Annotated in this window: 27 protein-coding genes; 19 read left to right on the top strand and 8 right to left on the bottom strand. The window is 42.0% G+C overall.

All coding sequences use genetic code 11. The features are described 5' to 3' along the window. The first annotated feature begins 217 nt into the window (after positions 1-217). The 7 genes from BLQ32_RS15820 to BLQ32_RS15850 all read left to right on the top strand — a co-directional run bounded on the left by BLQ32_RS15820 (position 218) and on the right by BLQ32_RS15850 (position 6,325). Positions 218-883: a YveK family protein gene (locus tag BLQ32_RS15820; RefSeq protein WP_053165647.1), complete on the top strand. Its 666-nt coding sequence runs from the start codon at positions 218-220 to the stop codon at positions 881-883. A gap of 30 nt (positions 884-913) precedes the next feature. Further along, positions 914-1,909, top strand: a complete 996-nt coding sequence (locus BLQ32_RS15825) for a GNAT family N-acetyltransferase (protein ID WP_074511069.1) — start codon at positions 914-916, stop codon at positions 1,907-1,909. Positions 1,910-1,963: 54 nt separating this feature from the next. Beyond that, positions 1,964-2,443 (top strand): hypothetical protein, encoded by a 480-nt coding sequence (locus tag BLQ32_RS15830; RefSeq protein ID WP_074511070.1) that lies wholly within the window; start codon positions 1,964-1,966, stop codon positions 2,441-2,443. Positions 2,444-2,470: 27 nt separating this feature from the next. After that, positions 2,471-2,788 (top strand): MGMT family protein, encoded by a 318-nt coding sequence (locus BLQ32_RS15835; protein ID WP_074511099.1) that lies wholly within the window; start codon positions 2,471-2,473, stop codon positions 2,786-2,788. Between the two features lie 148 nt (positions 2,789-2,936). After that, positions 2,937-3,728, top strand: coding sequence for a gamma-glutamyl-gamma-aminobutyrate hydrolase family protein (locus BLQ32_RS15840; protein WP_244890376.1), 792 nt, complete (start codon positions 2,937-2,939; stop codon positions 3,726-3,728). A gap of 152 nt (positions 3,729-3,880) precedes the next feature. Beyond that, the gene (gene cax, locus BLQ32_RS15845) at positions 3,881-4,936 is read left to right on the top strand and encodes a calcium/proton exchanger (RefSeq protein ID WP_053165643.1); all 1,056 of its coding nucleotides are present in this window, start codon (positions 3,881-3,883) and stop codon (positions 4,934-4,936) included. 84 nt (positions 4,937-5,020) lie between these two features. Further along, positions 5,021-6,325, top strand: coding sequence for a glucose-6-phosphate isomerase (locus BLQ32_RS15850; RefSeq protein WP_074511100.1), 1,305 nt, complete (start codon positions 5,021-5,023; stop codon positions 6,323-6,325). 41 nt (positions 6,326-6,366) lie between these two features. Here BLQ32_RS15850 and BLQ32_RS15855 read toward each other — a convergent pair whose 3' ends face one another. Continuing rightward, on the bottom strand, positions 6,367-6,696 hold the full coding sequence (locus BLQ32_RS15855) for a hypothetical protein (protein WP_036804404.1): 330 nt from the start codon (positions 6,694-6,696) through the stop codon (positions 6,367-6,369). A 13-nt stretch (positions 6,697-6,709) separates the two neighbouring features. After that, positions 6,710-8,155, bottom strand: a complete 1,446-nt coding sequence (locus tag BLQ32_RS15860) for a tetratricopeptide repeat protein (protein WP_244890377.1) — start codon at positions 8,153-8,155, stop codon at positions 6,710-6,712. Positions 8,156-8,439: 284 nt separating this feature from the next. Between BLQ32_RS15860 and BLQ32_RS15865 the strand changes: the two genes are divergently transcribed. Both BLQ32_RS15865 and BLQ32_RS15870 read left to right on the top strand, forming a co-directional pair. After that, complete coding sequence (locus BLQ32_RS15865) at positions 8,440-8,985, top strand: YflT domain-containing protein (RefSeq protein ID WP_074511072.1); 546 nt, start codon at positions 8,440-8,442, stop codon at positions 8,983-8,985. 248 nt (positions 8,986-9,233) lie between these two features. Continuing rightward, entirely contained in the window at positions 9,234-10,172 is a 939-nt protein-coding gene (locus BLQ32_RS15870; RefSeq protein WP_074511073.1) for a YflT domain-containing protein, read from the top strand. Positions 10,173-10,204: 32 nt separating this feature from the next. Here BLQ32_RS15870 and brnQ read toward each other — a convergent pair whose 3' ends face one another. From brnQ to BLQ32_RS15885, 3 genes are all read right to left on the bottom strand, one after another. Next, the gene (gene brnQ, locus BLQ32_RS15875) at positions 10,205-11,530 is read right to left on the bottom strand and encodes a branched-chain amino acid transport system II carrier protein (RefSeq protein WP_074511074.1); all 1,326 of its coding nucleotides are present in this window, start codon (positions 11,528-11,530) and stop codon (positions 10,205-10,207) included. 125 nt (positions 11,531-11,655) lie between these two features. Continuing rightward, positions 11,656-11,838, bottom strand: a complete 183-nt coding sequence (locus BLQ32_RS15880; RefSeq protein ID WP_036804396.1) for a CsbD family protein — start codon at positions 11,836-11,838, stop codon at positions 11,656-11,658. A 115-nt stretch (positions 11,839-11,953) separates the two neighbouring features. Beyond that, complete coding sequence (locus BLQ32_RS15885; RefSeq protein ID WP_074511075.1) at positions 11,954-12,235, bottom strand: hypothetical protein; 282 nt, start codon at positions 12,233-12,235, stop codon at positions 11,954-11,956. A 527-nt stretch (positions 12,236-12,762) separates the two neighbouring features. On the opposite strand from BLQ32_RS15885, the gene BLQ32_RS15890 reads away from it, so the two are divergent. After that, positions 12,763-13,839 (top strand): glycosyltransferase family 4 protein, encoded by a 1,077-nt coding sequence (locus tag BLQ32_RS15890; protein WP_036804390.1) that lies wholly within the window; start codon positions 12,763-12,765, stop codon positions 13,837-13,839. A gap of 81 nt (positions 13,840-13,920) precedes the next feature. Here BLQ32_RS15890 and BLQ32_RS15895 read toward each other — a convergent pair whose 3' ends face one another. Both BLQ32_RS15895 and BLQ32_RS15900 read right to left on the bottom strand, forming a co-directional pair. Further along, positions 13,921-14,964: an LCP family protein gene (locus BLQ32_RS15895; RefSeq protein WP_083335367.1), complete on the bottom strand. Its 1,044-nt coding sequence runs from the start codon at positions 14,962-14,964 to the stop codon at positions 13,921-13,923. 157 nt (positions 14,965-15,121) lie between these two features. Then, a complete protein-coding gene (locus tag BLQ32_RS15900) occupies positions 15,122-15,757 on the bottom strand; it encodes a YigZ family protein (RefSeq protein ID WP_074511076.1) in 636 nt (211 codons plus the stop codon). Between the two features lie 159 nt (positions 15,758-15,916). Between BLQ32_RS15900 and BLQ32_RS15905 the strand changes: the two genes are divergently transcribed. From BLQ32_RS15905 to BLQ32_RS15940, 8 genes are all read left to right on the top strand, one after another. Beyond that, entirely contained in the window at positions 15,917-17,062 is a 1,146-nt protein-coding gene (locus BLQ32_RS15905; RefSeq protein WP_036804385.1) for a sensor histidine kinase, read from the top strand. 27 nt (positions 17,063-17,089) lie between these two features. After that, a complete protein-coding gene (locus BLQ32_RS15910; protein WP_036804383.1) occupies positions 17,090-17,764 on the top strand; it encodes a response regulator in 675 nt (224 codons plus the stop codon). Between the two features lie 125 nt (positions 17,765-17,889). Beyond that, positions 17,890-18,450, top strand: coding sequence for a YybH family protein (locus BLQ32_RS15915; protein ID WP_074511077.1), 561 nt, complete (start codon positions 17,890-17,892; stop codon positions 18,448-18,450). 151 nt (positions 18,451-18,601) lie between these two features. Then, a complete protein-coding gene (locus BLQ32_RS15920) occupies positions 18,602-19,438 on the top strand; it encodes a DegV family protein (RefSeq protein WP_074511078.1) in 837 nt (278 codons plus the stop codon). 38 nt (positions 19,439-19,476) lie between these two features. Continuing rightward, complete coding sequence (locus BLQ32_RS15925; protein ID WP_074511079.1) at positions 19,477-20,805, top strand: ATP-dependent helicase ComFA; 1,329 nt, start codon at positions 19,477-19,479, stop codon at positions 20,803-20,805. A 254-nt stretch (positions 20,806-21,059) separates the two neighbouring features. Beyond that, on the top strand, positions 21,060-21,461 hold the full coding sequence (locus BLQ32_RS15930) for a ComF family protein (RefSeq protein ID WP_244890378.1): 402 nt from the start codon (positions 21,060-21,062) through the stop codon (positions 21,459-21,461). A 34-nt stretch (positions 21,462-21,495) separates the two neighbouring features. Continuing rightward, a complete protein-coding gene (locus tag BLQ32_RS15935; RefSeq protein ID WP_074511080.1) occupies positions 21,496-21,840 on the top strand; it encodes a PilZ domain-containing protein in 345 nt (114 codons plus the stop codon). 134 nt (positions 21,841-21,974) lie between these two features. Continuing rightward, a complete protein-coding gene (locus tag BLQ32_RS15940) occupies positions 21,975-22,169 on the top strand; it encodes a hypothetical protein (protein ID WP_074511081.1) in 195 nt (64 codons plus the stop codon). A gap of 119 nt (positions 22,170-22,288) precedes the next feature. Here BLQ32_RS15940 and BLQ32_RS15945 read toward each other — a convergent pair whose 3' ends face one another. Then, positions 22,289-22,993: an SDR family NAD(P)-dependent oxidoreductase gene (locus BLQ32_RS15945; RefSeq protein ID WP_074511082.1), complete on the bottom strand. Its 705-nt coding sequence runs from the start codon at positions 22,991-22,993 to the stop codon at positions 22,289-22,291. A gap of 127 nt (positions 22,994-23,120) precedes the next feature. Between BLQ32_RS15945 and hpf the strand changes: the two genes are divergently transcribed. Continuing rightward, positions 23,121-23,708 (top strand): ribosome hibernation-promoting factor, HPF/YfiA family, encoded by a 588-nt coding sequence (gene hpf / locus BLQ32_RS15950; protein ID WP_036804369.1) that lies wholly within the window; start codon positions 23,121-23,123, stop codon positions 23,706-23,708. Positions 23,709-24,038: the final 330 nt, after the last annotated feature.

Raw genomic sequence — 24,038 nt, forward strand, 5'->3', positions numbered from 1 at the left:
CAGGGTTTGAGGGCATTTTATCCTACTTTAGCCTTGGAATCGATAAAACAAAGGGTTTTAAGAGTCTAATTGCTTAGTATTAACAAATAATTTTTTATTTATTTACATAAAAGTGTAGATAGGACTAAGAAAGTATGATATAAATGAACTACAATTATCTGAATTTTAAGAAACCTGTTATTTAATAAGGCAATGTGCTTAAAAGGAGGAATATTCTGTGGGCCAAAAAATGCTGATTTTCAGTATCATGAAAAATTTGAGAAAACGGCTGAAACTCATTTTGGGAATCACGTTTCTATCTGTAGGAATGGTATGGTTCTTATTTCAGTTTGTATTAATGCCGGAGTACAAAGCGACCAGCCAAATTTTAGTTGAACAATTGACAAGCATTACTCCGCAAGCGGATATGCCTTTGGCAGAACAAGATCCCCAAGTGGCCGATACGTACAGCATTGCTTTGCGAAGCCCGGAAGTTTTAGGGAAAGTTATAAAAAAAATGGACCTTAAAATGAACATTAACGAACTGCATGAAAAAATCACTGTTTCTGAAGCTATCGATTCACAAATATTGAATATTACGGTTACAAGCTTTGATAAAAAAGAAGCAGTGCAGATTGCCAATGCAGTAGCTTTAACGTTTAAAGAAGAAGTTCCCAATATGATGCAAACAAAAAATGTATCAGTTATTCCAACCGTCACCGACGAAGTCCCCGCTTCTCCTTTTGAAAACAGTCTGGTTTTCAGTTTGGGGCTGGCTGGAGCGTTCGGATTCATCATTGGAACTCTTATTGCATTCATATTGGAAATGATGGATACGCTCTTTAAATCCGGACGCAGGGAAAATAAAGACGCGGCGACTAAGCTGCAAACGGTTTTTAAATAATCTTGAACTGAAGAAACAGGGGTGAAGTACATGTATGAGGTTATTGCCATACACGATCATATGCGCTGGCAAAAAATTCTCGACTTTTTTCAAGTCACAGATATTTATTACACGAGCCAATACTTTCTAAGCGCTATGAAATTAGACCCCGGTGAATCTTTAATGTTTTATTATGCCGATGACGAGGGAGAAGTGGTCTATCCTTTCATCAAGCGAAAGATAGAAAATGGCGATCCGGGATATTTTGACCTTACCACGCCATTTGGCTATGGCGGCCCTTTGCTCAAAGCTAAGGCTAATGCAGCAAAACTTGCCGCTAATTTCATCATTGAATTTGCTTCCTTTTGCGAAAAAGAGAAGATAATTGCTGAATTTATCCGTTTCCATCCCCTTATGGACAATGCGCATTTTTTCGAGAATCATGTAAAGCTATTGCCTTTATATGAAACGTACACGATTCAATTGGAACAACCCGGCGGCGTAAAAGAAGAGCTGCTGGATTTCGAGAAAGACGGAATCATCATTAAAAAGTTGGGTACGGTCCGCCACATGTTTGAATTTCTTGTTTTATACTATTCGGCAGTGCGGAGAAGAGAAGAAGCGGATAGTTATTATTTTTTTACGAATGATTATTTCGAGTCACTTATCAGTTCACTTGGACCGAATCTGCATCTCTTTGGAGCGTATAGCGGCAACAAGCTGGTTTCAGCGTGTTATGTATTGACAATGGGAGATACAATTTATCACCATTTGGATGGATGCCTGGAAGAAGCTGAAGATTCTGATGCTATGAAAGCGTTGTTATTGAAAGTAGCGCAATGGGGACGTGATAATGGCTACGCTCTTTTCCATCTAGGAGCAGATTACAAAGGGGAAGAAAGAAAAAATTCGGAACTAAAAAAAGGCGTAGCCAATCTAGAGCCTTCCACCTTTTATATATGTGAAAAAATTCATAACACCTCAACTTATAAGAAGTTAATCTCTGTAGAAGAAATTGATGTCATCAAAAGATATCGAAACGTTTAACAGTGATCTATGCATGGCGGTGATGAAACAGCCACTTCAGGAGGAGGAATAGCTATGAGATATTTGCAATATAAGGGAGTCATTGAACGCGAATATAAGAAATCGCTGAAAAAAATTATGTATGAATTGTGTGTGGAACAAGGCTTGAGTGCATCTCAAGGGGCAAAAAAACTAGGAGTTGCCAAAGAATTGTTTGTTTACTGGAGACATCACTATCGTTATGAGCGAAAGCAATTGTTATTTGATCAAACTGTAAAAGAAGTGGACAAATTAGAAGAAGTTTATGCAGAAGATGCAAAGTCGATCCAATTGAACAAAACTTTCCTTCATAAAAACGACAAGTCACTTAGTGGTTTGGAAGAGCTGGTTGACCATATGATTGATTATTATAAAATGGTTCATTACAATAGTAAGGGCTTGGCGCTTGAAGCTGCAAAACTTCCGCTGTACGAATTCAGCCGAGGGGTTGTAGACCGTTATCGCCAAGGGGATTTACTGGCGGAAGCTAAGGGGCACAGCAAAATTACCGAATAAATAATGGATGAGTCAGGTGAATCGGCAATGCAGGCGTTTACGGAAAAGGCACTTCAAACAATTAAAAGCATCCCGAGCGGAAAAGTGATGACGTATGGACAAATCGCCGCCTGTTCCGGCAGTCCGAGAGGAGCAAGGCAAGTTGCAAGGCTGCTGCATAGTATGAGCGGCAAACACCAGCTGCCCTGGCACCGAGTCGTCAATTCACAGGGGCAAATTGTTATTCGGGATGAAGAAGCCCGTTATGTACAGCAGGCATTTCTTGAAGGAGAAGGGGTAGAAGTGGATCGGCGCGGGAAAATCGACTTGAAACGGTATCAGTTCAATCCGTCTGAAATTCTATAAAATGCCTTTCAAAATCTCTTTATTTTAGTTAAAGAATTGGCCGACGCCTTTCAAGGTAGTTTCTTTGGGAAGAAAGTATCTTGAAAGCCGTTATGCATTGTTGCGTTTAAGCTAGTAGCCTCTTTTTTTTGCAGCGTTTACTTTCTGAATGGATTGGGTATATAAAACTGGTATGTTTTTAAAACGAAAAGAGGAATTTAAATATATGAAGAATTCACTTAAACCAGTCATTGGGATTACCGCGCGTGTCGAGAAAGATCAAACGTATACACTTGACCCGGTCTATGGAAAAGCTATCTTGCAGTCAGGCGGATTACCGCTGATTGTTCCGAATGTGGATGAAGAAGACATTCCGGCCCTCTGTGAACGTTTAGATGGGCTTATTGTTACAGGCGGCGGCGATATTAACCCGACCCTTTACGGTGAAGAGCCGCATATTCGTTTAGGGGCAGTTTATCCTGGGGGAGACCAGTATGAAAAAGAGTTGATCTTGAATTTTCTAAAACTGGATAAACCATTTATTGGAATGTGCCGTGGTTTGCAAATGTTGAATATTTCATTGGGCGGTACAAATTACCAGGATCTTGAAGCTCAATTTGAGGGCACGCTATACCAGCACAAGCAATTAGCAATGCGGACTCACCGCACGCATTCAGTCGAACTTGAAGATGGCAGCCAATTGCTTGAAATTATGAAAGAAAAGAATTTCCATGTTAACTCTTTCCATCATCAAGGAGTTAAGGATGTTTCAAGTGAACTGCGAGTAGCTGCACGTGCGGCAGATGGCTTGGTTGAAGCGCTTGAAAGTGATAAGCATCAGTTTGTCATGGGCATCCAATGGCATCCGGAAGAATTTGCCGTTCAAGGTGATGAGGCTTCAAAAAGGTTATTTGACCGCTTTGTCAAAGAGTGTGCAAAAGACAATGGCCAAAATCAATAAATGTAAAAAAACGCCTCTCTGAGGTGTTTTTTTTCTGTCTTTTTTCAAAAAGTAAAGCACGAGCTAATTTGTTTCACCCTACTTCCAGAAACGCGTTAATTTTATAAAAAAGAAGGGTATGAAAGCATAAAACGAATTTAGGAGAGGATTGTATGAATCGTATATTTGGCATCATTGTACTGATTGGTGTGCCGTTAACCGTCATCGGTTCGTTCCTGCATTGGCCTAGCGTAGCCATGTTTATCATTTGTTCGATAAGTGTAGTCGCTTTATCAAGTTTTATGGGGCGGGCTACGGAAAGTTTGGCTATTGTCAGCGGTCCCCGCATCGGTGGCCTTCTGAACGCTACTTTCGGAAACGCAGTAGAACTCATTATCTCCATTTTTGCGCTGAAAGCGGGTCTGATTGGCGTAGTGCTTGCCTCCCTTACCGGATCAGTATTAGGCAATTTGCTGCTGGTCGGCGGCCTTTCCTTTTTCTTGGGAGGCATCAAGTTCAAAAGACAAAAATTCAGTATCCATGATGCTTCGCACAACTCCGGATTATTGATTTTTGCAGTAGTGGTCGCTTTTGTTATTCCTGAAATTTTTTCGGCGACCATGAACGAAACGGAAACGATCCAATTAAGTGTGGGCATTTCCATTATCATGATTTTGCTGTATTTAGCCGGGTTGTTTTTTAAATTGGTTACTCATCGCGGGGTCTATGCCCATGCCGATCCGGAAACGGGCTCTGAACATGAAGAGCCGGAATGGACAAAGCGCAAAGCCATTATCGTTTTGTTTGCAGCTACTTTGATCGTGGCCTATGTCTCGGAAAATTTAGTCCATACATTTGAAGAAGTGGGCCAGCAGTTTGGGTGGTCTGAATTGTTTATCGGGGTTATCATTGTTGCCATTGTAGGGAATGCGGCAGAGCATGCTTCAGCGCTGATTATGGCAATGAAAAACAAAATGGATGTTGCAGTGGAAATTGCCATTGGCTCCACTTTGCAAATTGCCATGTTTGTCGCCCCTGTTCTTGTATTGATTTCCCTATTTATGCCCACTCAGATGCCTCTGGTCTTTACAATATCGGAGCTAGTGGCGATGATTACTGCGGTATTTTTAGCCATTAATGTAATGAATGATGGAGAATCCAACTGGTTTGAAGGGTTAACGCTATTGGCGGCTTATCTGATTATGGGAATTGGATTTTATTTATTGTAAAAGCATAAGACTTTTTACATATCTATTATTGCTTAACCCAAATCATGATAAACTGAAGATATCAAAAAAAGGGTGGTGGTTTTCATCGGAACAGTATTTTTAAACAACAAGTATGCCGTACAGTTCATTGAACAAGACGAAGTTGCCGCAGTACAGGATTTTATCGCAGCGACGCATCGAAAGATTCACGAAAAGACGGGAGCCGGAGCTGAATATCTGGGCTGGCTCGAATGGGCCTCAAATTTCGATCAAAATGAACTGGCGCGAATAGAGGAAACTGCGCAAAAGCTTCGGGCGAAATCAGATGTATTGATCGTTATTGGCATCGGCGGCTCTTATTTGGGTGCAAAAGCGGTACAGGATCTTCTTCAACCGTCTTTCGGGTTGAATGAAATGGATGTTATTTATGCAGGCCAAAACTTAAGCGGCCGTTATCTGGAAGAACTTTTAGCTTATATCGAAGGAAAAGAAGTAACATTGAATGTTATTTCGAAATCGGGCACCACTACGGAACCGGCAATCGCATTCCGGGTGCTGCGTGCCTGGATGCAGGAGAAATACGGTGAACAAGCGGCCGATCGGATTATTGCGACTACCGACAAAACGGAAGGTGCACTTCGCAAATCGGTTGAAAAGAGCGGCTATACCTCGTTCGAGATTCCTTCTGATATCGGCGGCCGTTATTCGGTTCTGACAGCTGTGGGCTTATTGCCTTTGGCCGTAGCGGGAGTAGATATCCGGAAATTGGTTGAAGGTGCAGCACAAGCAGAAAAAGAACTGGCATCACCAAATGTTTTTGAAAACGATGCTTATCTTTATGCAGCTTATCGCCAAATTTTAAATGCGAGAGGCCATTCCATTGAAGTGATGGCGAGCTTTGAACCCGCAATGGCTGGTTTAAATGAATGGTGGAAACAATTATTCGGTGAAAGTGAAGGCAAACAAGGGAAAGGCATTTTCCCGGCATCTGTTATTTACTCAACGGATTTGCATAGTTTGGGGCAATACCTTCAAAATGGCCGCCGGACGTTATTTGAAACAATGATCAGTTTTACAGCAGATGAACACGAAAGCAAAATTCCATATGATGAAGAAGATGGAGACGGCTTAAATTACTTGGCTGATAAAACAATGCATGAAGTCAATCAGCAAGCGATGAACGCAACCGCATTAGCGCATGTTGAAGGAGGAGTTCCAGTCCTTACGCTCGAAGTGGAGCGAATGGATGCTTTCCATACAGGCTACTTGCTCTATTTCTTCATGAAGGCTTGTGCAATGAGCGCTTACTTATCCGGGGTGAATCCATTTGACCAGCCCGGTGTGGAACTGTACAAACAGAATATGTTCGAATTGCTTGGCAAACCAGGCTATGAAAAAAAGAATAACTAAAAAACAGCAGCTGCTCCGAGGAGCGGCTGCTGTTTTTCGAGTTAAGCTTTAGAGTTCTCTTTTACGGACCAAGGTTCAGGAACACGGAAACCATTGGCAACTTCAGTTCCAACAGACCAAGGCTCAGGGACACGCCAGTTGGCAACTTCGGTTCCAACAGACCAAGGCTCAGGGACGCGCCAGTTGGCAACTTCGGTTCCAACAGACCAAGGCTCAGGGACGCGCCAGTTGGCGACTTCGGTTCCAACGGACCAAGGTTCAGGGACTCGGAATCCATTTGCTAGATCCTCATTTTCAGTAGTTGCATTTCCTAAAGAAAGACTAGTTAAAGCAAGTATCGCGGTAAAAAGTAAACCAGTACTCTTTTTCATCTACCTTCACTCCTCAGCTTTTTCTTATTAAATTTTTGTAAGCTCTTTGAGAGTTTCTGTAATATTCTGCAGATTTTTCATAAAGGGCTTGTTTGTAGTATACATTACCCAGCTGACTATAAAAATATCCCAGTTCATAAAAGTTTTTGTGAGTCTCTAAACTTGGAATTAAATAAAACAGTGTTAAGTCTTCGAACTCTTTAAAGTTATTGTTTAATAAGTGAATTAAACACATAAATTGTATATAAGATTCTTTAAAGGCCTGGTTAGTAGGGGAATCTAAATTTAAGTTTTTAGATTTTATGAGTGTAACACCTTTTTCTCCCCATTTTTTTGCTGACTCCATATTATCTAGTTCTAAATCTGACATAATAATTACGCAATAACTTAATAGACTATCAGCGATATATTCAGGAGGAATGAAAGTTAAAGCAGTTTCCATATGTTCTTTTGCTAATTCATACTGCTGATTAAGGAAATAGTTATAGCCGAGGTTATATTCCGTAGTAAACTTTAAAATCTCAATCTCAAGTTTTCGTCCAATTGTCGAAGCATTTTGGTAGTGTTCTATAGATATCTTATAATTGCCTAATCTATTATGAGTAATTCCCATATTGATATGGCATTCAACGATTCTCTTAGGAATGAATTCTTGTTGATAAATTTTGAGAGCCATTTCTGTATATTGAAAAGCTAATTCTGTTTCCCAACATTGTGTAGCTGTAATTCCGATAGAATAGAACAAGTCTCCTTTTTCTGAAGAACTAGAGCCGTTAGGAGCTATTTTTTCGGCCATTTGATATGTTTTTAGTGCTGTTTCAAAATCATTTAAAATGTAATGATAATTCCCTTTATACTTATGAAACAGATAAAACTGCTCCTGGTTCATAAATTCCTTAAAGCGATCCATTTCCTTCAACTTTTCTTCTGCACTGTCCAAATCTCCTGTAATAATAAAATAGCGGATTTGCTGGATGTTGTACTCTAACTCAATATCCTCGTTTACAAACAACAAGGGATGGTCATGGATATCGGCATACTGTTCCATGATTTTTCCTTTGTTTTGTGGATGGAGCAATGAAGTTTTGAAGTTTTTGACCAATACTTGGCCAATCGGATTTTCTTTAGGTGCCAAAGAAATTTCAAGCTTTTTGCATAATGCTTCTAGATCACGCAAAGCCGGTTCTTTAAGGCCCGACTCTATTTTTTTTAATTCTCTCGATGAGAGAATCCCTGAAGCGGTTTCTTCTAGGCTGATTCTTTTTTTCAGCCGGTGGTATTTGAGGCGCAAACCTGTATTCATTGATTCTCTCCTTTCCATTTGAATGGGCATTATATCGGTCATCCATGTAGGAGAGTTCTTTTCCAACTTCGCAGCGGTTTCTGAGAAATAGAAAGTTGAAAGATTGTTAAGTACTATAATATCCGCCTCCACAACTTGTGATTTAACGTAACTCATCTGTAATCCTCATGATAGCACCAATATTCGAAATATACTGCCTTTTTAAGTCCTATTTTATAAATAAAAATATAAGGTAAATTATACCTAGAAGGGAAATAATTATAATGTAAAAGCATTTAGTGAAAAATTTGATTGCTTCTTTTCCACAACTGATCAGTTACTATAGAAGCTGTTTTATTTAAAAGGCCGGCATTAGCAACTACTGAAAGCTAATGTAAGTTTAAAGCTTCTTTGATATAGGGTAAAGATAGAAAAATACTTTAATCCTTGGAGGTTAGCACATGGGCTATGAAAAAAAAGTACTTGCAGTCGTCTACGCAGAAAATGATTTATTAAATAAAATCAGCGATTTAAAGCAGCAAGGGTATGATGAAAGTGAAATTCATGTCATGGCAAAAGATATGGATCAGTTTGATCGAATTGAACATCAGACAGATGTCGAAACCGAAGACGCCGGTTCGTTCAAAGAAAAATTTAAAGGCATTTTCTCCGGCAGCGATAATGGAGGCGGAGTGAAGTCATTGGATCTTTCAGATGAAGAAACGAAGCGGTATTCCGATGAAATCGACAAAGGCGGCATTCTTCTCTATGTCCATGGCGGCCGTAAAGGCATTGATGAAGTAATCGAAGAAAGCCATTTCCGGGATCGGGATGGCAACCCGGTTCAAGCTTCAACAAACGAATATGTAAATTCGGTAGATAATACATTTGATGATCCTCAAGACCGATTTGATCGGGGAGAATCCTTTCAGCATGATCCGCTGTTAATGAAAGAGGAAAACCACATTTCCTTTACCACTCAGCCGGAGCATGACAAAAAGAAATAAATATAATGCTTTAAAGAAAACAGTAATGTATTTTTAATAAAAAAACAAGAAACCTTTGCCAATTTATCCAGGCAAAGGTTTCTTTATGGACATTCAGCTTGCAAATAAACATCTGACGTCTTGGGAAGAATCCGATTGAATGGTAATACATAGTTGAAAGGAACTTCTTTGGATCTGAAATGAGAGGTTTCAGCTTTCCGAGGCTAAGGGTAGACATATATTAAATCGATTAACAGGAGGCTGAAAAGATGAATTCAAGAAATCGAGATTTTATATTAGTATACAGTCAAGAAGAAATGCTGAGCAAAGTGGAAGAATTGAAAATGCGAGGCTACCGGGAAAGCGATATTCATGTATTGGTAGATGACGATTCGGTACTTGGTGCAGTTGATGACCGCCATGAACTGCAGACTCATGAAACCGGATCTATTGGAAACAAATTCAAAACTTTCTTTACGGGCAAAGACTCCGTTCGGGAAGAGCTAAAACAAATGGATCTGGAACAGCGCGATATTGACCTGTACCAGGAAAGTCTTGAAAATGGGGCAATCTTGCTTTATACAGAAAGCGGTTCATCGAGAGAACAGGACAATTATTCTTCGTTTGGCGACGATACCCGCACAGTCGACAGCGATGAAGCAAAACGCAATACTGCAATGGCGCCTTTTGGACGCGATATCGAGCGGGATGACCGGAGACATCGGGATGAAAAAATCCACGATAAAGACGTAGTTGGCACTGATCTTGGAACGACAGGCATCCGTTCCGATGAAATCTATACAACAGAAACTTCTCGTGAAGAGCAATATGGCCATCCTAGCAATGGTGGTAAAGCTCAGGATTCCCGATTAAAAGGAGACAGCATCCACCCGACGACCGGCAATAGAACTGCTGACGAAAGCAATCCAGAAGAAAAACTGATGGAACACGAGCCGGGTCTAGGAGCCGATACGGGGCAGGACATCATCAATTCTGACGATGGGGTCCACAGAAGACAGGATGATCAATCTCCAGGAGTAGATCCCAACTTGGGACCGGCGCCATTTGGGCGTGACTCCGAAGAAGAGCATTTACTGGCGGATCGCGACGACAATTTTGAGGAACCGCGAAACCCGAGAGATGGAAGATCGCTTCATGATGAAGCAGATAAAAAACCGGGCACTCCACCGACGCCTAAGTTATTTTAAACGAAAAACAGCCTCCATTGCGGAGGCTGTTTTTAATTGTTGCGCTTGTCCAGTCGTGCAATTACGATGCCGATCAATGTTCCGGCGATGGCCGGTACAATCCAGCCAATTCCTTGTGCGTGCAAAGGAAGGAATTGAAATGCCCGATCAATGCCGTTAAAGGAAATCCCCGCAGAACGGAGGCCGTCAAATATACTGATGATTGCAGTTAAGGAAAGAGCAAGTGCATAAACGTAAGGCTTCCGGTCAAAACTGTGGTCAAAGAACGACAAGACAACAAGAACGATGGCTATTGGATAAATTGCCAATAGGACCGGGAGGGAAATAGCAATTAGCTGAGTCAACCCGGCATTGGCTATAATCGTACTGAAGCCGGCGTAAATGAACACATAAGTTAAGTAAGAAAGCCGCGGGAAAATTTTATGTGAAAACTGAGCGGTAGCAGCCACTAAGCCGATGGAAGTGCTTAGGCATGCAAAAAGAATGGCGGCGGCAATAATAAGGCCGCCCATTTCACCGTACAAAACACGTGATGCCATGGCGATGATGTCTCCGCCGTTGTCTTGCAAGCCGACGGCATCGACGCTGGTTACACCTATGTAACTCAAAGACAAGTACACTAGCCCTAATCCTGCAGCAGCAATAAAGCCGGCAAAAGCAGTCGTTTTAAGGATGCTGTTTTTGTCTTCGACTCCTTTTGAGCGAATGGCTTCGATAATGACAATGCCGAAAACAAGGGCAGCAATCGCGTCCATCGTTAAGTAACCTTGCAGAAAGCTTTCAAAAAAAGCATCTGTTTTATAATTTCCGATAGGTTTATTAATTTCGCCCATGGGAGTAAGCAAGCTTTTCACTGCCAATAATCCGATCACCAGAATTAATATAGGCGTCAATATTTTACCAATGCGGTCAACGAGCTTGGATGGGTTTATAGAAAATAAAACGGTAATGGTAAAAAATATAATAGTAAAAATAAATAACGACCAAAATGACGAGTTGGCAGTTGAAGAAAGGAAAGGCGCTATTCCGATTTCAAATGATACGGTTGCTGTACGAGGTATCCCGAAAAACGGACCAATTGCTAAATAAACGATAGAAGTAAAAATAATGCCAAATACGGGATGGACCCGGCCTGCAATCGTTTGTAGATCTCCGCCGGCTTTTGCAATCGCCAAAATGCCCAGAAGCGGAAGTCCGACCCCCGTCAATAAAAAACCGATAATAGCAGGCACAATATTGTCGCCTGCCAATTGGCCAAGGTAGGGAGGGAAAATGATATTGCCGGCTCCTAGGAAAAGTGCAAAAAGCATCAACCCTACCGTGATGGATTCACTCAAAGAAAGCGTTCTCTTTTGCATCGTAATACTCCTTTTTAAATCAATATGCGCAAGAACATATTATACCTGATATCCTGAATTTTAGAAAACTTTAATTAAAACAAAAAAATCCGGCTGCTAGTGCAGCTGGATTCTTCCTTCATAAATTACTTATTATCCTTTTTTAAATCGCCGATCTTGTCTTGAAGATCGCCTTTCGCTTTATCCATTTTGCCTTCTGCCTGTTTTTTATGGTCTCCAGTAGCATTGCCGACTTGATCTTTCATTTCGCCTTTGCCTTTGTTTACTGCGCCTTTTAACTTATCAGACATACTTTCGCTGTTGCTCATCCAAAAACCTCCTGTTTTAATGTCTTACTATCTGTATAGCCGTTAGGAAGAAAGTTAAACATCCGGAAAGATCGCAAAACCTTCCGGAATAGTGCCGGAAGGTTTCGGAAGTAAATTATATAAGTGCGGCTAGAGTGTCTTTTGCAGCATCCTGTACGCTGCTGCAAAAATCCTGTTCTGCTAATCGCTTTAAAGTAGTCAGTGGGGTATGCGGATTTTCCGCTACGCCTTTTCGCACTTCAAAATGCTGGTCCATAGACAAGTCAACAAGTAATCCTACACAAGTGATAGATTTAGCCAAAGTTGCGCGTTTTTCGTACTGCATTTTTAAAACAGCAGCTTCATCCCATGGCGTCCATTCAGTCAATCTTGCATAAAATTCCAGATTGCCATTCATTTTGGTTTACACCCCTAAACTAGAATTGTTTTAATATTCAATCTATAGTTATATTATAACACTTTTTTAAGATTTTCATAGGAATATGTATGTTATTAAGTCAGACAGTCCAAATATTTTTTATTTATATTCATTCCATTAAATTACCGGCAAGAACAAGAAAGCCTCATGCCATTTTTTAATGTTGCGGCTTTTATGCTTAAATTCATTTTGAAATGATTTTAACCTTATCTAAGCTGTCAGAAAAAAGGCAAGGAAGGTTAAAATAATATTTGCACTAGGATAAGGCGGGTTTTGATTGAAGGGCAGTACACGGAGATTAGAAAGCTGTGAAGTGGGAATACTTAGAAAAAGAGCATGAAATCATTTGGCGGGCAATCGTTTTAAAACGGTTGCAACCTTTCAAGTCCGAACTGCGTCTTATGCTGTAACGGGAAATTTTCATACAAATGTATGCTTTTTTTGGCGAGCATGCTATTATTATCATGGATATATTTATAGACTTAAAAGTCATAAGGAGGAAAGACATGCTTTACCTAACTTTGGTTATAGCATTTATTGCTTCAATAGTTCTGACTCCGATTGTTAAACGGTTGGCGTTTCGGATAGGAGCGGTTGACCGTCCCAATTATCGAAAAGTTCATGCGAGAATTATGCCGCGTTTAGGCGGTTTAGCCATATTCGGTTCTTTTATAATCGGCTACTTTATCTTCTTGCCCGAAGAATCAATTTCCAATGCTGTAGAACCGGCGTTTATCCCGATCTCAACAGCGATTTTGATTGGGGCATTGCTTATTACGGCTACCGGATTTTTAGATGACATGTATGAAATAACAGCTAAATCTAAATTGCTTGGGCAATTTATTGCTGCTGCGATTGTTGTAATCGGCGGAGGGCTGGAAATTTCCTACATCAATTTGCCATTTGGCGGCGAATTGGATTTTGGTTACTTCAGTATTCCGTTGACCATTATCTGGATTATCGGAATTACCAATGCCATTAATTTGATTGATGGACTTGATGGTTTGGCAGCAGGCGTATCGACAATCGCTTTAGTCACTTTGGCTATTATGGCCTTTATTATGGGAGACCCTTTTGTACTGGCTTCAGCGGCAATACTTGCTGCAAGTTCTTTAGGATTCTTATTTTATAATTTCCATCCGGCCAAAATATTCATGGGCGACACTGGAGCTTTGTTCTTAGGATTTATGATTTCGGTGCTCGCTCTCATGGGTTTCAAAAACGTAACCGTGGTAGCGTTGATCATTCCGATCATTATGCTGGGCGTTCCAATCTCGGATACGTTTTTTGCTATCGTCCGGAGAGTGCGTGAGAAACAGTCGATATCAGCAGCTGACAAATCACACTTGCATCATTGCCTGTTGAACATTGGGTTTTCACATCGCCAGACCGTCCTGATTATTTACGGAATAGCGGCTTTGTTCGGGCTTGCAGCACTGTTGTTCTCCCAAGCAACACTATGGGGTGGAATTTTGCTTATCAGTGTAATGCTCGTTGCAATTGAATTGTTTGTGGAAGTGGTGGGCTTAGCAGGGAAGAATTACCGTCCGCTCATCAATTTTGTGAAGTTTTTTGGAAAATAAAAGGATCGAACGAAAAGCGTACTGCTTAACGTTCGATCCTTTTATTTTTGCGCACAATAAAAACCGCAGCAGCACTGCGGTTTATTCAGTTTCATTTTCATCTGGTGTTAAATCGGCAATGTCTGTTTCACTGCTGTCTGACAATGTAGAAGTATCAGGCTGCAGCCCTAAATGGCTTTTCAGAATGTCCTGCACTTCTGTTAATGATTCATCATCAAGCTGCCAATAATAAACGCCGGTGCTCATATCATCGTAGCCATCCAACGTCAATGTATCTACATCCGGTTTGCCGCCTTTAGCATAATTGAAAAATGACTGCATGTCTTTAAAAGTCAAATCGGTTTTCATATTATCGCCGATTGCTTCGATTACATTATCGTATTTAGAAAAAGAAGAAGCAGACAATATTTTGTTCATGATGCTTTCAATGATCATCTGCTGCCGTTTTCCGCGCTCGATATCGTTATCATAATGGCGGGTTCTGGCAAGTGCTAGTGCTTCGCTGCCATTCAAAGTCTGATAGCCCTGCTCCAAAACAATTGCATCTTTTTTATCGAATTCATCCTGTTCCTTTAAATCATACGGAACATTCACTTCAATGCCATCAAGTGCGTCCACTACATCGATAAATGCATCGAAATTCATCCGGACATAATAATCGACGGGAACATTTAAGAGTTCTTCAACACTTTCAATTGCTGAACTCGGGCCATTAAAGGCATAAGCGTGTGTAATTTTATCTTCATGTCCTGCATCGGGAATGTAGGTATACGTATCACGAGGAATACTCACTAATTTAATCGATTTATCCGCATTGTTTAAAGTAGCAAGAACCAATGCGTCCGATCTGATATTGTCCGTGTCTTGATCTCGTTTTTCACTATCATCTACACCGATGAATAAAATAGACACATTATCGTGCAGCGGTTCTACTTGTTCATCCCGCAAATCAGACATTTCACGGTCGCCCGCTGTTTCAAACGACCGGTCGGCCGCCAACTCTGCTTTTTTCAATAAATAGATTCCAAAAGCCGAGCCGCAAATAAGTACCGAAACAATCATTATAGCAGCAATTTTAATGGCCAACCTTCTCGACTTGGTTTTCCGGTGTTTTTTACGATTCATGGTTATAGCTCCTCTATTTCGGAATGGGCTAACCGAATAGTCAATTGGCTTCATCCAAACTTTCAAATGTATAAGTGAATTTTGTAGGACTTTCGTACATAGTTACTTTGGTTCTGTCTATTATACAGTGAGACAGGAAATCCGTAAATGAAAATGATTAACCGATTTTAAATTCCAGAAATTCGCTTTCCAAGCTCTCAATCCTAGCTTGCCCATTCGTCATTTCGTTGATCCAGCCGGTAAAATCATCTTTTTTATCTCTTGGTACATAGATCAGTAGCGCGACTCCGTCCATATACTGAATGTCTTTTAAGGGGTAGTCAGAATTCCGGACTTCGTTTTCCATTTTCCCGAGCCAGTTGTAATCGATTATTACCTTCATTAAAAAATGAAGCCTGCGTTCAACCACGCCCGATGCTGCAATTGCTTCTGTCGTCGCTTTGCCGTATGCCCGGATTAAGCCGCCGCCTCCCAGTTTAATGCCGCCAAAATAGCGGGTAACAACAACAACTGTATCTTTTAATCCTTGTTTTTTTAAAACTTCCAACATAGGAAAACCGGCAGTGCCGCTTGGTTCACCGTCATCATTCGCTTTTTGGATCGAATCGTGTTTTCCTATTAAATAGGCAGAGCAATTATGATTGGCGGAGCGGTGTTTTGCTTTAATCGATTCGATAAATTCCAAAGCCTCTTTTTCAGTTTCAGCCCGCTTCGCATAGCCGATAAAACGTGATTTTTGTATAATAATTTCACATTCTGTTAATTCGCCGATAGTTTTGTAATTTTCTCGCATTTTGACTCCCCCTAGTGTAGAATGTAATCAGACAATTTGTAATGTGTTTTTAATACGCCGTTGCTTACAAAGTGGTATACTTGTGTAAGCTGTAACAGGCATAAAGGTGCAAGGAAATTTCCTAAATACACAGTTAAGTATAGCTAAGGCGGGTTTAAAATGGCTAAAAAATTCGATGTTAAAGCCTTAAATTCCATTTTTGATGATGTGCTTGAAAAAATGGAAAGTTCTAAGCAGGATATTTTTGTCATCAGTGAAAAAAGTCGCCAAAGTTATGAAGATATGAAAGATGAACTTGAAGATGTGCGAACGAATATTACCCGGGTAATCAAAACCGGGGATTCTTTGGAAGAAAAGACCCGGGCGGCCCGCAGGCGCCTTGCTGAAGTATCTAAGTCTTTTAATTCATTCTCCGAAAGCCAGGTGAGGCAGGCCTACGAACAGGCTAATGAACTTCAAGTTCAATTGTCGGTTAACCGGTCGGAAGAAAAACAGTACCGCCAAAAAAGGGATCGGCTGCAGCGCAGGCTGCAGGCATTGCTTCAGACGATTGAACGGGCCGAGCATCTGGTCAACCGATTGAATATCACCATCAATTATTTGGGTTCTGACCACCATGAGATTGGCGAAGCGATTGACAGCGTGAAGCTAAAGCAAGATTATAGCCTTCGGATTATTGAAGCGCAAGAAGAAGAGCGTAAACGGCTGTCCCGCGAAATTCATGACGGGCCCGCCCAAATGATGGCAAATGTACTGCTGCGCTCAGACTTGATCGAAAGAACTTACCGGGAAAAAGGACCGGAACCGGCTTTTAAGGAAATATCTTCGTTGAAAGAAATGGTCCGGGATGCACTTACTGAAGTCAGAAGAATTATTTACGACTTGCGTCCGATGGCGCTTGATGATCTGGGCCTTGTGCCGACGCTGAAAAAATACCTGGAAACAATCGAAGATTACAACCAGGGAACTCGGCTGCTGTTTCATACAAGCGGAAAAGAAGTCAGGCTGCCTGGAAATTACGAAACGTCGATTTTCAGATTGGTGCAGGAAGCCGTTTCCAATGCCATCCGGCATGGAAAAGCTTCATCCATAGAAGTGAAAGTGGAATGGCTAAAAGACCATGTTACCCTGGTAGTGAAAGACAACGGCTCAGGGTTCGACCAAAGCATTGTAAAGAACCAATCATTCGGCTTGATCGGAATGAAAGAACGCATTGATTTAGTAGACGGCGATTTTTACATAAACTCATCTCTGGGGAACGGAACAGTGTTGATGTTTCAAATCCCGTTGAAAACAGATGGATAAGATAAGGTATTTGAGGAGGACGACATAATGACGAAAATTATTATTATCGATGATCACCAGCTATTCCGCGAAGGGGTAAAACGAATTCTTGACTTTGAAGATTCGTTCGAAGTTGTCGCAGAAGGCGGAGACGGCACAGAAGTGACGAAATTATATGAAGAGCACCGCCCCGATGTGGTATTAATGGATATTAACATGCCGCAGAAAAATGGCGTAGAAGCAACGGGTGAATTAATGGAGAAGTACCCGGATGCAAAAGTCATTATGCTGTCAATCCATGATGATGAATCGTATGTTACCCATGCTTTGAAAACTGGAGCGCTTGGCTACATGTTAAAAGAAATGGACGCAGAAGCGATCATCCAAGCCATCAAAGTCGTGGCAAAAGGCGGCTCGTACCTGCATCCGAAAGTGACCCGCAATCTGGTAATGGAGTTCCGCAGATTAAGCGAACGCGAAAACAAGGGATCGTTCCACCAAACGGAAATCCGCCGCCCTTACCATTTGCTGACAAAACGTGAAAGCGAAGTCCTTCAATTATTGACGGATGGCCAAAGCAACCGGGTAATCGGAGAAACATTGTTCATCTCTGAAAAAACGGTTAAAAACCATGTTTCCAGCATTTTACAAAAAATGCAAGTGAATGACCGCACCCAAGCGGTTGTCACAGCGATTAAAAACGGCTGGGTGGAAGTAAGATGAGTAAATCACTCTAAAAAAGGCTTGCAGCTTGCTGCAAGCCTTTTTTGATGAAAAGAATTCGACACAGTTTCTTCATTGTATTTAATGAAGCCCTATGTCAAAATGAACCGCAGGAGGTATGCGTAATGAAAAAAATAATGATTGTTCTAGCCCTATTGCTTATGCTGGCTGCATGTTCGAATTCAGACGATGCAACTGGAAACCAGAATACAGCGGATGATGGGAATTCAGCGAATGAAAATAATGCGGTTGACCATGGCATCGAAGATAAGGAAGTCGGCTTCACCTTGGGAGACGATGGGAAAGTTATAGAAGCGGAAGTACCTGCAGAAGAGGGGGCTGCCATTCTAGCGGCTTACCAGGAATATATTGATGCTTTTAATGCGGAAGACTTGGAGCGGTACATGAACGTCATTTCGGAAAATCCTGAAGGCTTTGACCGGGAAGAAGACCGAAAAGCATTGGAAGAAACTTTTGCAGCTTATGATACAACTTACAAAACGAGCGATGAAACCATCGTGAAGTATGAAGAAAATAGAGCTGAAGTATATGCGACAAACATTGTGACTGTGAAAGATCCGAATTCCGAGAAAGCCACTGAGCAATCGGGACGCCAAGTGGTCGTCTTTCAAAAAGAGGGAAATGAATGGCGTGTCAGCAGCTTGCACTTTATCGGCAACCAATGAAAACCCTCCTAGTCCTGGAGCTGGCCTAAGCTTAAAAGGTTAGGTTGAAAAAATGCATGGAGAGAAACTTTCTGGGAATTTTTCCAGGAAGTTTTTTTATATGTCTATTGAGTTTTCTTTTTGGTAAACTGGCAATGGAGGCTGATTTAATATGAAAACAGCAATTGTAACGGATAGCACAGCGTATTTGCCGGAAGAACTCCGGAAAGAAAAAAACATCCACATGATTCCGCTTCAAGTGACTTTTAAGAACGAATCTTTTGCAGAAGAGGAAAATTTGCATGTAGATGAATTTTATAAAAAAGCAAAAGAAGAATTTCCGAAAACCTCACAGCCGCCACTTGGAGAATTCGTAAATTTATACACGGAATTGGCGCAGGAGCATGACGAAATAGTTTCAATCCATTTATCAAGCGGCATTAGTGGGACTTTCCAAGGTTCGCAGCAGGCCAATGAACTGGTGGAAGAAGCAAGTGTGCACAGCTTTGATTCGGAAGTTTCGTGTTACATGCAAGGATTCTATGCTCTGAGAGCTGCAGATATGGCAAAAGCGGGAGCGGATGCTGCCACCATCATGGATGAGCTCCAGAAGATGAAAAAAAACATGCGCTCTTATTTCATGGTTGAAGATTTAAAGCATTTAAGCAGAGGCGGAAGGCTATCCAATGCCCAAGCTATCGTCGGCGGAATGCTTCAAATTAAACCGCTTTTGCATTTTGAAAACAAAATGATTGTTCCGTTTGAAAAAATCCGGACTAGAAAAAAAGCGATGAACCGCATTGCGGGCATGCTTCAAGAAGATGCAGCGTCCGGAGCCGCCATCGAAGCCGCTATTATCCATGCAAATCGGCCGGAAGAAGCAAAAAAATGGCGGGAAGAACTTGAAGTTTTATGTCCCAACGTCGATTTCACAATTTCGTATTTTGGACCAGTTATCGGTACACATTTAGGAGAAGGGTCGATGGGTTTGGGTTGGGTAAAGAAATAACCAATCCAGGCCTCCGGCTTCTCGGAAGGAAGATGCAGATGAAAGAATTGGAGGAATTTTTGACCGGCCGAATTTGGCTGCTGAATTTCACCCCTTTTTCAAAAGACTTGATTGATGAATACATTTCCGGCGGCTTGATTGCTGTCAGCAAAGGCATTGGAAAAGACCGTGTTTGTGCCCGTTGCCTGGAAAACTCCCCACAAAAAATCATTTCATTTTACTGCTCCAAATGTGAAGAAGCGTGTTATTACTGCCGGCATTGCATCAACATGGGCCGCATCAGTTCCTGCACAGAGCTCATAACTTGGAAGCACCCAACCCAACCTCCTCAGAAAAATCATTCATTCGCCTGGACAGGCACCCTTACCAACCTTCAAGAACGTGCATCCATCAAAGTTTCAAAGAGCCTGGAACAAAATCATTCCCATCTCGTATACGCCGTATGTGGAGCCGGAAAAACAGAATTATTGTTTGTGCCTATTTTTAAAGCGCTGCAAAAAGGGCTTCGTGTGTGCATTGCCGCTCCGCGGACGGATGTCGTACTGGAATTGTCGCCCCGCATTAAAAATGCCTTTCCCGATACAAGGATCCATACTTTATATGGCGGAGCTCCATACGAAGAGGGATTCGCAGACATTGTCATTGCCACCACCCATCAGCTTTATCGTTTTCAGGATGCGTTCGATGTGATGATTATCGACGAAGCGGATGCATTTCCATATTCATATGATGCATCCCTCGAAAGGGCGGTTATAAAAGCGAAAAAAGAAACGGCACCAGTCGTTTATGTTTCGGCCACTCCTTCGGAACGGCTGCTGAAAAAGGTTCCCGAACGCTCCGAAATCTTCAGGCGTTTTCACGGGCAAGATTTGCCTGTACCAAGCTTTAAGCCGCTCTGGAACTATAAAAAAAGCTTGTTGAAAAACAAAATCCCTAAAAAATTAGCCGACTGGGTAACAGACAAGATAAGAAAAAAAGAACCTTTTTTGTTGTTTTTGCCAACCATTGAACTGATTGACCATAGCATTGCGCTTTTTCAGAAATTAGATCCAAGCATTGAAGCAGTGCACTCCCAAGATCCACAGCGAAAAGAAAAAGTGATGAAGCTGCGCAATGGCGAAGTTGCAGGTTTGTTGACTTCAACCATTCTGGAGCGTGGAATCACCATTCCGAACGTCCAAGTGGCTGTAGTCGGAGCAGACGACCGGATATTTGATGCTTCGGCCCTGATTCAAATTGCTGGGCGAGCAGGAAGGTCGAGTGAGCAGCCAGGAGGGGATGTAGTGTTTTTTCACAATGGCATTGCAAGAGAAATGGATAAAGCCAGAAATCGGATTATTTCCTACAATGCGAGGAGCCGATCATGAAATGCTTGCTCTGTGATTCAACTATTGTCTACAGCCCGACATGGCAAGGACTCTTATTACGGAACCGGGAAGAACCAGTGTGCAAAAAGTGCAAAGCGGAATTCGCTGAAATCAAAGAGCCGAGGTGCGGAATTTGTGGACTGCCTGGAAGCACATTATGTACAGACTGCAGCTATTGGGAAACTACAGAATACCGGGGATGTATCGATGCAGGCATAGGCTTATATCAGTACAATGAAGCTATGAAGACTTTCTTGCATCGCTACAAATTTTTGCAGGACGTCGAGCTCTCAAGAGTATTTGCTGAAGAGGTGAAGCGGTCACTACGAAAACCAAGAGGCGTAGTTGTACCTATCCCGATGCATGCAAGCAAATTAATGGAACGGACCTTTCCGCAAGTAGACCGGCTGCTGGATGCTGCGGAAATAAATTATCGGCATTTCCTTATTAAAAGCAACTCCACACAAGGCACCAAGACCAAAAAAGAACGAATGGCTGTTGAAAATTTATTTGCTTGGAACGGTGAAGCCGTGCCGAAGAAAATTCTCTTAATCGATGATCTTTATACGACCGGAACAACATTGCGCCAGGCTGCAAAAACCTTGAAAGATGCTGGAGCAGAGGAAATACGCATATGGACATTGATTCGGGGCTAGCCCAAAAGTTTACTATGATAAGGAGAGCGGTCCCATGTTTCCCAATCGAATGGAAAGTTATCGCCACAGTTTTGGAAAACCGCCTGAAATCCGTATGGAAATTCAGCGGGAAAATGAAGTTCAACGCCGAATCTTTGGTTTGCTTCTGGATGTTTCCCCAGGAGGAGCCAAAATTTTTTCTGAATATGAATTGCCCTTAGGGACAGTGGCTGTTAAGTTCTTTTTCAAAATCAATCACGAGAATATTGCTGCTAGTGGAGAATTGGTGTGGAAGGCTGCAATTCCAAATGGTTGGATTTACGGAGTGAAGTGGTTTGCAGATCCGGTGAAGGAAATGCTGATTGCAGAAGAAATTAAAGCTGGAATATCCATTAGTTAAAGCCTGCCGGACTTGGCAGGCTTTTCTCTTATTCAAACGGTCCTCCGGCATTTGCCTAGAACTGACCAAGAGCTTCCGCTTTTCTGGTGTCCAGCTGCAATGGCCAGATTCTCGGGTCATAAGTCAACCCGGCTGTGCGGTTGAAAACACACCGCTTCGCCGGTTCGCCTTATGCCTTTCGAATCAAAACGGCCATTTCCGCATTTCTTGTCCAGCTGCAGCGCCTAGCCCCTCGAGTCGCTTCGGCTTTGAAGCCATGGCTGAAAAGCGCCATGGCTTTCAAAGCCGAAGCGCTTGTCGGGGCTGGACAGGCGCTTTCGCTTTTCTAGTGTCCAGCTGCAATGGCCAGATTCTCGGGTCATAAGTCAAACCGGCTGTGCGGTTGAAAACACACCGCTTCGCCGGTTCGCCTTATGCCTTTCGAATCTATACGGCCATTTCCGCATTTCTAGTGCTCATAAATCATTTTTTTGGTCATGCCGCCGTCGATGTTTATGCATTCGCCTGTGATAAATGAATTCCTCGGGTCGCATAGAAACAGGCAAGCCCGTGCGATGTCATCGCCTTTGCCGACTCGGCCGCTCCAATGCTGGGAGTGGTCAATGTCGCGCAATTCCTCAGAACCGGTATGGATCCAACCAGGTGCAATGGCATTGACCCGTATGCCTTTTTCGCTTAATGTGGCAGCGAGTGAATGGGTCAAAGCATAAATGCCGCCTTTTGAAGCCGAGTACGTTTCGGTATTCGGCTCTGACATAAATGCACGGGTAGAAGCCATATTGACAATTGCCCGGATGTCTTCAGACATATATCTGGCTGCCTCCCGGCTGCAGATAAAGACGCTTTTTAAATTGGTGTTAAGAATGCGGTCCCATTCTTGTTCGTCGACTTCCCAAATCGATTTGAATTCTGATAATCCGGCATTGTTAATGAGAATATGAATAGCGCCGTAGTCTTTATGGATGCCGGAAAAAACTTGGATGACTTCTTCGAAATTCCCGACGTCGCATTTCCGGTACTCCACGCCTTCAATGTCCACTTTCTCAATATCCAGTCCAATGACGCGTGCTCCTTCGTTTTTAAAGTGTTGGGCGATGCTGCGTCCGATGCCTTGTGCCGCACCGGTGACAATAACTGTTTTATGGGTTAACATTTTCTTCATCTCCTTGTCACTTTCTTTACCTGAATTTCATAAACTCAAAACTTTTAGCGTTTTAAGCAGGAGAGATAAGGGAAGATATAGAAATGTAATAGCAGGTACAAAAGAAGGAGGAGTTAGTATGCTACAATTTAATATCAAAGGCGATAACATTGAAGTAACTCCCGCAATCCGTGAGTTTATCGAAAAGAAAGTCGATAAAATCGAACGGTACTTTCCAGAAGGAACGAACGCAACCGCAATGGTCAATTTAAAGGCGATTAACCATAGCCAAACAAAAGTGGAAGTAACGATTCCTATGAAAAATCTTGTTTTGCGTGCGGAAGAACGACATGATGAATTATATGCAGCAGTCGATTTGATCGTTGGGAAACTGGAACGGCAAATCCGTAAATATAAAACGAAGATCAACCGGAAATTCCGTGATCGTGAAGGCATTGGAATGGCGTTTGCCGCAGTAGACCAAGTGCCAAATCCTGCTTACGATACTGGGGATGCCGATGATGAATATAGTGAAGATGATGACATCAAAATCGTGCGCACCAAGCAATTCGATTTGAAGCCGATGGATGAAGAAGAAGCGGTACTGCAAATGAATATGCTTGGGCATAATTTCTTTGTTTTTACCGATGCAGAATCGAACGGCACCAACATCGTTTACAAACGAAAAGACGGTTCATACGGCCTGATTGAAACCAGCGTAGAATAATCCAAAGCCTCTCTTAATCGAGAGGCTTTTCTTTTGCCTGAAAATCATACATAATTAAGGAAACGATTCATCTGCCTAAACGAATGCCTTGGCTAAGCGGGCTCTTGAATTTCCAAAGGGGCTGCAAAGCTTTCCAAAGGCGGCAAAAAGAGAGGGAAATGCAGGCGTGCAAAGCTTCTCTTTATTTGCACCGTGTTACCAGCAATGTTAAAATGAATAATGAGAATTTTTGCCATGGATTGAAAAGCAGTTGTTGCAGGATTCAAAAAGACTTAGAGCTAAAATAAATAGCAAAAGCGATTCAAAAGCTGTTAAAAGGCTTTTGGACAC

The organism is Planococcus glaciei (assembly GCF_900099655.1).
Taxonomy (GTDB): Bacteria; Bacillota; Bacilli; order Bacillales_A; family Planococcaceae; genus Planococcus; species Planococcus glaciei.

What these genes read in the sequence shown, in the direction of transcription:
- BLQ32_RS15835 (WP_074511099.1), top strand. Translation starts at nt 2,471, where the DNA reads ATGCAGGCGTTTACGGAAAAGGCACTTCAAACAATTAAAAGCATCCCG.
- BLQ32_RS15865 (WP_074511072.1), top strand. Translation starts at nt 8,440, where the DNA reads ATGGGCTATGAAAAAAAAGTACTTGCAGTCGTCTACGCAGAAAATGAT.
- BLQ32_RS15920 (WP_074511078.1), top strand. Translation starts at nt 18,602, where the DNA reads ATGAAAACAGCAATTGTAACGGATAGCACAGCGTATTTGCCGGAAGAA.
- BLQ32_RS15935 (WP_074511080.1), top strand. Translation starts at nt 21,496, where the DNA reads ATGTTTCCCAATCGAATGGAAAGTTATCGCCACAGTTTTGGAAAACCG.
- BLQ32_RS15915 (WP_074511077.1), top strand. Translation starts at nt 17,890, where the DNA reads ATGAAAAAAATAATGATTGTTCTAGCCCTATTGCTTATGCTGGCTGCA.
- BLQ32_RS15905 (WP_036804385.1), top strand. Translation starts at nt 15,917, where the DNA reads ATGGCTAAAAAATTCGATGTTAAAGCCTTAAATTCCATTTTTGATGAT.
- BLQ32_RS15885 (WP_074511075.1), bottom strand. Translation starts at nt 12,235, where the DNA reads ATGAATGGCAATCTGGAATTTTATGCAAGATTGACTGAATGGACGCCA.
- BLQ32_RS15890 (WP_036804390.1), top strand. Translation starts at nt 12,763, where the DNA reads ATGCTTTACCTAACTTTGGTTATAGCATTTATTGCTTCAATAGTTCTG.
- cax (WP_053165643.1), top strand. Translation starts at nt 3,881, where the DNA reads ATGAATCGTATATTTGGCATCATTGTACTGATTGGTGTGCCGTTAACC.
- hpf (WP_036804369.1), top strand. Translation starts at nt 23,121, where the DNA reads ATGCTACAATTTAATATCAAAGGCGATAACATTGAAGTAACTCCCGCA.
- BLQ32_RS15900 (WP_074511076.1), bottom strand. Translation starts at nt 15,757, where the DNA reads ATGCGAGAAAATTACAAAACTATCGGCGAATTAACAGAATGTGAAATT.
- BLQ32_RS15945 (WP_074511082.1), bottom strand. Translation starts at nt 22,993, where the DNA reads ATGTTAACCCATAAAACAGTTATTGTCACCGGTGCGGCACAAGGCATC.
- BLQ32_RS15860 (WP_244890377.1), bottom strand. Translation starts at nt 8,155, where the DNA reads ATGAGTTACGTTAAATCACAAGTTGTGGAGGCGGATATTATAGTACTT.
- BLQ32_RS15925 (WP_074511079.1), top strand. Translation starts at nt 19,477, where the DNA reads ATGAAAGAATTGGAGGAATTTTTGACCGGCCGAATTTGGCTGCTGAAT.
- BLQ32_RS15870 (WP_074511073.1), top strand. Translation starts at nt 9,234, where the DNA reads ATGAATTCAAGAAATCGAGATTTTATATTAGTATACAGTCAAGAAGAA.
- BLQ32_RS15825 (WP_074511069.1), top strand. Translation starts at nt 914, where the DNA reads ATGTATGAGGTTATTGCCATACACGATCATATGCGCTGGCAAAAAATT.
- brnQ (WP_074511074.1), bottom strand. Translation starts at nt 11,530, where the DNA reads ATGCAAAAGAGAACGCTTTCTTTGAGTGAATCCATCACGGTAGGGTTG.
- BLQ32_RS15880 (WP_036804396.1), bottom strand. Translation starts at nt 11,838, where the DNA reads ATGAGCAACAGCGAAAGTATGTCTGATAAGTTAAAAGGCGCAGTAAAC.
- BLQ32_RS15910 (WP_036804383.1), top strand. Translation starts at nt 17,090, where the DNA reads ATGACGAAAATTATTATTATCGATGATCACCAGCTATTCCGCGAAGGG.
- BLQ32_RS15895 (WP_083335367.1), bottom strand. Translation starts at nt 14,964, where the DNA reads ATGAATCGTAAAAAACACCGGAAAACCAAGTCGAGAAGGTTGGCCATT.
- BLQ32_RS15855 (WP_036804404.1), bottom strand. Translation starts at nt 6,696, where the DNA reads ATGAAAAAGAGTACTGGTTTACTTTTTACCGCGATACTTGCTTTAACT.
- BLQ32_RS15840 (WP_244890376.1), top strand. Translation starts at nt 2,937, where the DNA reads ATGGATTGGGTATATAAAACTGGTATGTTTTTAAAACGAAAAGAGGAA.
- BLQ32_RS15830 (WP_074511070.1), top strand. Translation starts at nt 1,964, where the DNA reads ATGAGATATTTGCAATATAAGGGAGTCATTGAACGCGAATATAAGAAA.